Below are 6966 nucleotides of genomic sequence, written 5' to 3'. Positions count from 1 at the left end.
ATGGAGATTGTGATGGTGATGGAGTAACTAATGGAGATGAAGTAATAGACGGTACAAGCCCAACAGATCCTTGTGAGTTTATGCTAGAGAATGCAACTGTTCCTCAGACACCAGAATGGGAAGCATTAGACTGTGATGGCGATGGTGTTACTAACGGAGATGAACTTATAGATGGTACAGACCCATTAGACCAATGTGACTTAGATGTTGCTAGTCAAACAGTACCACCAAGTCAAGATTGGATTGATGGTGACTGTGATGGTGATGGAGTAACCAATGGCCAAGAAGTGATTGATGGTACTGATCCAGTAGATCCATGTGAGTATGACCCAGCTAATCAAGACGTAACTATAGTTACAACTGAGTGGAATGACTTAGACTGTGACGGTGATGGAGTAACTAATGGTGATGAGTTAGCAGATGGTACAAATCCGCTTGATCAATGTGACTTAGTATTCACAAGCCAAACAATATCGCCAAGTCAAGAATGGATTGATGAAGATTGTGATGGAGACGGTGTAACTAATGGACAGGAAGTAATAGATGGAACTAATCCTGTAGATCCGTGTGATTATGATACAGATAGTCAAGACACAACTATTATTAGCGATGATTGGGATATTCTTGATTGCGATGGCGACGGTGTAACCAATGGAGATGAAATAGCAGATGGAACAGACCCATTAGACATATGTGATTTTGTTTTAGCAAGTCAAACACTACAGCCAAGCCAAGAGTGGTTAGATGCTGATTGTGATAACGATGGCTTAACTAATGAAGAAGAAATCTTAATTGGTACAGACCCACTTGATGAAGATACAGATGGAGATGGTGTGCTTGATGGAGATGAAGTAAATGATGGTACAGATCCATTAGACGAGTGTGATTTAGTATTTAATAATCAATCTGTAACACCTTCAGATGAATGGTTTGATTTAGACTGTGATGGTGATGGTGTAACAAATGATCAAGAAATTGAAGATGAAACAGACCCAACAGATTTATGTGACTTTGTTTCAACAAGTCAAGATATATCTCTTGTAAGTGAAGAATGGTTAGCTGCAGACTGTGATGGTGATGGATTCCCTAATGGTGATGAAGTTGCAGATAATGATGATGACGGTACTCCTGACTATGAAGAAGAAAATAATGGAGATCCAGACGCAGAGATAACTGTCTTCGATATCATGACGCCTAATGGTGATGGATTAAATGATGTTCTTGTTATTCAAGGAATACAAAACTTCCCTAACAACACTGTTAGAATATACAACCGTTGGGGTGTACAAGTATATGAAACAAGAGGATATGGACAAGGAGATAACTTCTTTAGAGGCTTCTCTAACGGAAGAGCAACCATTAAAAATGGTGAGCAGTTACCAGTAGGTACCTACTACTTTGTTATTGAATATGTAAACGCTAATGGAGAAAACAAAAACCTTGCAGGACCATTATATATTAATAGAAAATAAGAAAATAAGTTAAAAATACCTGCCAAGTTTTCTTGGCAGGGTAAATATGAAACCAATGAAAAATTTTAACATAGCTATTTTAGTTCTTTTTGCACTAGGCTTATTTACTACAAATTCCTATGCACAACAGGATGCTCAGTACACTCAATATATGTACAATCCAATGAGTATAAACCCTGCTTATGCTGGCTCAAGAGATGTACTTAGTTTAGTAGGAATATATAGAAGTCAATGGGTAGGCTTAGATGGAGCTCCTCGTACTTTAAACTTTTCTGGACATACTCCAGTAGGCGAAAAAGTAGGCTTAGGTTTAAATATCACCAGAGATGAAATATTTATTGCAAATGAAACATACATTAACGCAGCATTTAGTTATACTGTTGATGTTTCAAGTGGAGGAAAATTAGCTTTTGGAATTCAAGGAGGAGCACATTTACTTGATGTAGATTCCAGAAGAGCAAATACTGGAGCTTTTCAAAATGAAAATCAAGATCCTTTTGCAAATATTTTTATTGACAACAAATTTTCGCCTCAGATTGGAGTAGGAACATACTATTATACAGATAAATTTTATATGGGCTTAAGTGTTCCAAACTTTATTGAAACCGAACATTTTGATGATTCTGAAAACAGTAACTCTAGTGCAACTGCAAAGGAAAAAATAAACATATATGGATTAATAGGATATGTTTTTGACCTTAATGAAGATGTAAAATTTAAACCAGCAGGTTTAGTTAAGGTTGTTGAAGGTGCACCATTGCAACTAGATTTATCTGCTAATTTTTTAATTAAAGAGAAAGTTACCTTAGGTGCTGCATATAGATGGAGTGCTGCTTTAAGTGGAATGGTAGGGTTTCAATTAAGTGATCAGTTAATGATTGGGTTTGCTTATGATAGAGAAACTACAGAACTACAACAATACAATGATGGTTCTTATGAAATTTTATTACGATACGAATTATTCAATAACAAGAAAAGATTATTAAGTCCAAGATTCTTCTAGACAAAAAATATATATAATATGAAAAATAAATATCACATAGCTCTTTTTATTTTTTTGAGTGGTATAACACTTTTTGCTCAAGAAAATAAGGTAGAAAAGGCAAACGAAGAATTTCAAGATTTAGCTTTTATTGATGCTAGAAAAGCCTATTTAAAAGTTGCAGAGGATGGATATAGATCTGCAGATATGTTAATGAAGCTTGGAGATTCATATTACTTTACTGCAGATTATGAAAACGCAGCAAAATGGTACGGTGCATTACGTGAGCTTTCTCAAGAAACGCCTTCAGAATACTTGTACAGATATGCCTTGTCATTAAAGAGCACTAAAAATTATCTAGCTTCAGATAAAATAATGGAGGAGTTTTATGCTTCCAAAGGTGAAGATTATAGAGCAAACCTTTTTCTAAACGAGCGTAATTACCTTTCAGAAATTGAACAACAATCTGGAAGATTTGAGCTTATAAACGTTGGCTTTAATTCTGAACTTTCAGATTTTGCTCCTGCATTTAATCAAGGCTCTTTAGTATTCGCTTCAAATAGAGCTAGGAGGGGAGCAAGTAGAAATATTCATGAATGGAACAATCAACCATTCTTAGATATTTATGGTGTTTCGGACACAAGTGGTTCAGAAACAAATAAATTAGATAAGAATATTAATAGTAAGTATCATGAGTCTACCGCTACTTTTAGCAGCGATGGGCAAACCATGTATTTTACTAGAAATAACTATACAAAAAAGAAATTTAAAAAAGACAATGAAGGTACCAATCGCTTAAAATTATATAGATCAACATGGAGTGATGGCGAATGGTCAACTGCTGAAGAGTTACCTTTTAATAGTGATGAATACTCAGTAGCACATCCAGCACTTAGTAAAGACAATAGTATATTGTATTTTGCTAGTGATATGCCTGGTGGGAAAGGACAAAGTGATTTGTATAAAGTTTCTGTTGAGGAAAGTGGCTTTGGTGAACCTGTTTCACTTGGAGACAATATTAATACAGAAGGAAGAGAAACATTTCCTTTTATAAGTGAAGATGACAAGTTATATTTTGCATCAGACGGGCATATTGGTCTAGGAGGCTTAGATGTTTTTGTTACTGATATAACTGAAGAAGGTTTTGGTGATGTATACAATATTGGACGCCCAGTAAATAGCCCTCAAGATGATTTTACTTTTATTATAAATAGTACAACAGGAATTGGATATTTTGCGTCAAATCGTGATGGTGGAGTAGGAGATGATGATATTTATAGTTTTAGGTCTATAAAACCACTTATTACAAAATGTGATCAAACTGTTACTGGAACGGTAAGAGATGAAAATACTAGTGAGATAATTGCTGGAGCATCTGTTTACTTGTTAAGTGACACAAACGATATAATTTCTGAAACAACTTCTGCAGAGGACGGTTCTTTTACTTTTGAGTTAGAATGTGCAATGCAATATTGCTTAAGGTCTATAAAGGAAGGATATACTACTGCAGAAAAGTGTTTTGCTACTACAAGTGAACTTGGTAAAGTAAATAATAAAACGCTGTTTATGAAGTCTGGAAAAGACTTAGGTATTACAGCTGCTCCTATTGGTTCAGATTTATTCAAACTTTTAGGGTTAAATCCAATCTATTTTGATTTAGACAAATCTGATATTAGGCCTGATGCTGCTTTAGAACTCCGTAAGGTGTTGGCAGTAATGCTAGAGTACCCAACTATTAAAATTGATGTAAGATCTCATACAGATAGTAGAGCAAGAGATGCGTATAACTTAGATTTATCTCACAGAAGAGCTCTTTCTACAATTAACTGGTTAGTAAATAATGGAGTCTCAAGAGACAGGATTACTGGTAGAGGATATGGAGAAACCCAGTTACTAAATAGATGTGATGATGGGGTTGCTTGTAGTGAAGGTGAACATCAAATTAATAGGAGGTCTGAGTTTATAATTGTTGAAAAATAAATACTTAAGAAGTAAATATGTATTTATAAAAAAACCCTGCAATCGCAGGGTTTTTTGTTTTTTAAGAAGATAATGTTTTATTTACCTCCGTCAACAGCTTCTTTCATGTCATCCCCTGCTTTATCTGCAGCATCTTTCATGTCGTCTGCAGCGTCTTCCATCGCATCTCCAGCTTCTTTCATAGCATCTTCAGTTTCTTCAACAGCATCTTCTACTGCTTCTTCAACATCGTTTGCAGCCTCTTCCATTGTGTCTTCAGCTTTTTCCTTTGTAGTTTCACGACAAGATGATACTGCTACGATCATGCTAAGTGCCGCGAATGATAAAAATAATTTTTTCATTATTGATTACGTTTAGTGTTAATATTAGTAAAAGTACGATAATTTTTAAAATGGTTGCTTTTCTGATAGATATTTCCAATATCTTTTAGGCACATGTTTAATATGTAATTTCATGTTTTTTCTAGATTCAATATTTGTGCTTTTAAAATAGTTTTTCCAAAGCTCTTGAAATGCTTGTTCTTTTTCAGAAAAATAGAGAGATTGTTTAGATTCCTTTAAAGAGTCTTTTTCAAGCGCTATTTCTATAAAATTAACCTCTTTTAAATTGTAATGAACACCATACTTTCTTTTTAGGTCATAAATAATCCATTCTTGGTCTGCAAATCTGTTTTTAAAGTGAGAAACATTAAGTGGTAAAACATTAAAGTCGGGCTCTATAGTTGCAAAGTAGACACCATCTTTAGTTTGTTTAAAACGAACAAAAGCATCCATTCTATGTTTTTCACGACGAACCACTTTAACAACTTGAGCAATTTTTAAGATTATAGGGTCTGCGTAATTACTATTCCAATGCTGTTTTGAGGATAATTCAAGTTGAATGTAATAGGATAGTTTGTCTTCAATGTCCGGAAATTCACTTAAAAATGCACGATAAATATTTTTTCTTCCATTTACAGAACATTTTTTTGAAATGCCTTTCCAAACCCTTTTAGCTTTTTCTGTTTCAGTAGGTATAGTTATTGTTTCATCAAAAAAAGTTGTAGTGGCTAGGCTATCTTTTTTTATGGAAAAGTGGGAAAGCTTTTGCTCATAGGCATAAAAAATAGTGGAGAGAAAACCTTCAAAAGAACCATCGTATTTTAAAATAAAACTCACGCCAGTATTTTGTTTTCTAAAGTGCTAAATAAATTAAGTTGATTACTGTATGTTTTGTGAAATTTACTCTTACTGTTTTGTAAAATCAATCCTTTTATTTGAGCTGCTGTTCTATCTTTAGTTTCAAAATCTTTAGAATTGCATGTGATAAAGTATTTTGCTCTGTTTAGTGCAATTCCTATGGCTTTTAGATTTTCCCAACTAAGCCTTCTGTATCTTCGTGCTTGGATAATTTTATGAACAGATTTCATGCCTACACCTGGAATTCTTGCTAACATTCTTTTGTTTGCCTTATTAACGTCAACTGGAAAGTGTTTTAAGTTGCGTAATGCCCAGCTTAATTTGGGGTCAATATCAGTATCAAGATTAGGGTGCTGTTTGTTTAGTAGTTCGGTTACTTCAAATCCATAAAAACGCAGCAGCCAATCTGTTTGATAAAGTCTATTTTCTCTTAATACAGGCACTTCTGTCCCAATAGAAGGAAGTCTTTGGTCATAACTTATCGGGATGTAACCAGAATAATACACACGCTTCATATTATAATTTTTGTAGAAAAAGGCAGATGTGTACATAATTTCTGCGTCTGTTTCCCCACTAGCACCCACAATCATTTGTGTGCTTTGCCCAGCGGGTGCATATACAGGCGTACTTTTTATAATTTTCTTTTCATGACGATATTGTATTATTTCATTTTTTACCTTTTTCATGGGTTTTATAAAATCCTTCCTATCTTTATCTGGTGCCAATAGTTTTAACCCCTTTTCTGAAGGAATTTCTATATTAATTGATAATCTATCTGCATACAATCCGGCCTCTCGCATTAACTCATCACTTGCTCCAGGAATAGATTTTAAATGAATGTAGCCGTTAAAGTTTTCTTCTTCTCTTAATTTTTTTGCCACTTGAATAAGTCGCTCCATAGTATAATCTGCATTTTTAAAAATACCGCTACTTAAAAAAAGTCCTTCTATATAATTTCTTCGGTAAAAATTGATGGTAAGATCTACTACTTCTTGTACTTTAAAAGCAGCTCTTTTTATATCATTGCTTTTTCGAGTAACACAATAGGCACAATCAAAAATGCAATGATTAGTTAGTAAAATTTTTAATAAAGAAACACAGCGCCCGTCCTCTGTATAGCTATGGCAAATTCCCATCCCGCTACTATCACCTAAACCTTTATTTTTATTAACCCGTTTGCTACCGCTAGAAGAACAAGAGACATCATATTTTGCAGCATCTGCAAGGATGTTTAGTTTTTCTTTAATGCGCTCAAAATTCATAAATATTGTGATTTGGAATTATTACAAATTTATGGAATAAATCCATTAAAAGGAATATTTCCGAAATAAAATTGGATATATTCCACCAAAAG

Annotated in this window: 6 protein-coding genes; 3 read left to right on the top strand and 3 right to left on the bottom strand. The window is 34.0% G+C overall.

All coding sequences use genetic code 11. From position 1 onward, the window contains the following. The 3 genes from RM538_RS07810 to RM538_RS07800 form a co-directional block, all read left to right on the top strand. Positions 1–1472: T9SS type B sorting domain-containing protein (locus RM538_RS07810; RefSeq protein ID WP_311332855.1), on the top strand; the 1472-nt coding region annotated here is incomplete at its 5' end. A gap of 55 nt (positions 1473–1527) precedes the next feature. Beyond that, positions 1528–2475 (top strand): PorP/SprF family type IX secretion system membrane protein, encoded by a 948-nt coding sequence (locus tag RM538_RS07805; protein WP_311332854.1) that lies wholly within the window; start codon positions 1528–1530, stop codon positions 2473–2475. Between the two features lie 18 nt (positions 2476–2493). Further along, complete coding sequence (locus tag RM538_RS07800; protein WP_311332853.1) at positions 2494–4434, top strand: OmpA family protein; 1941 nt, start codon at positions 2494–2496, stop codon at positions 4432–4434. Between the two features lie 77 nt (positions 4435–4511). Here the strand turns inward: RM538_RS07800 and RM538_RS07795 are convergent, their stop codons facing one another. From RM538_RS07795 to RM538_RS07785, 3 genes are read right to left on the bottom strand one after another with little or no spacing between them, the layout of a single operon-like run. Further along, positions 4512–4775 carry a hypothetical protein gene (locus RM538_RS07795; protein WP_311332852.1) on the bottom strand — a complete coding sequence of 88 codons (264 nt, stop codon included), beginning with the start codon at positions 4773–4775 and terminating at the stop codon, positions 4512–4514. A gap of 45 nt (positions 4776–4820) precedes the next feature. Then, positions 4821–5591 carry a TIGR03915 family putative DNA repair protein gene (locus RM538_RS07790; RefSeq protein WP_311332851.1) on the bottom strand — a complete coding sequence of 257 codons (771 nt, stop codon included), beginning with the start codon at positions 5589–5591 and terminating at the stop codon, positions 4821–4823. Next, complete coding sequence (locus tag RM538_RS07785; RefSeq protein WP_311332850.1) at positions 5588–6874, bottom strand: putative DNA modification/repair radical SAM protein; 1287 nt, start codon at positions 6872–6874, stop codon at positions 5588–5590. Before RM538_RS07785 ends, RM538_RS07790 begins: the two co-directional genes overlap by 4 nt. Positions 6875–6966 lie beyond the last annotated feature (92 nt).

This window comes from Patiriisocius hiemis (assembly GCF_031846325.1).
GTDB lineage: Bacteria > Bacteroidota > Bacteroidia > Flavobacteriales > Flavobacteriaceae > Patiriisocius_A > Patiriisocius_A hiemis.
The sequence above is the reverse complement of the archived record's forward strand: the minus strand, read 5'-3'. Positions and strand labels throughout refer to the sequence as shown.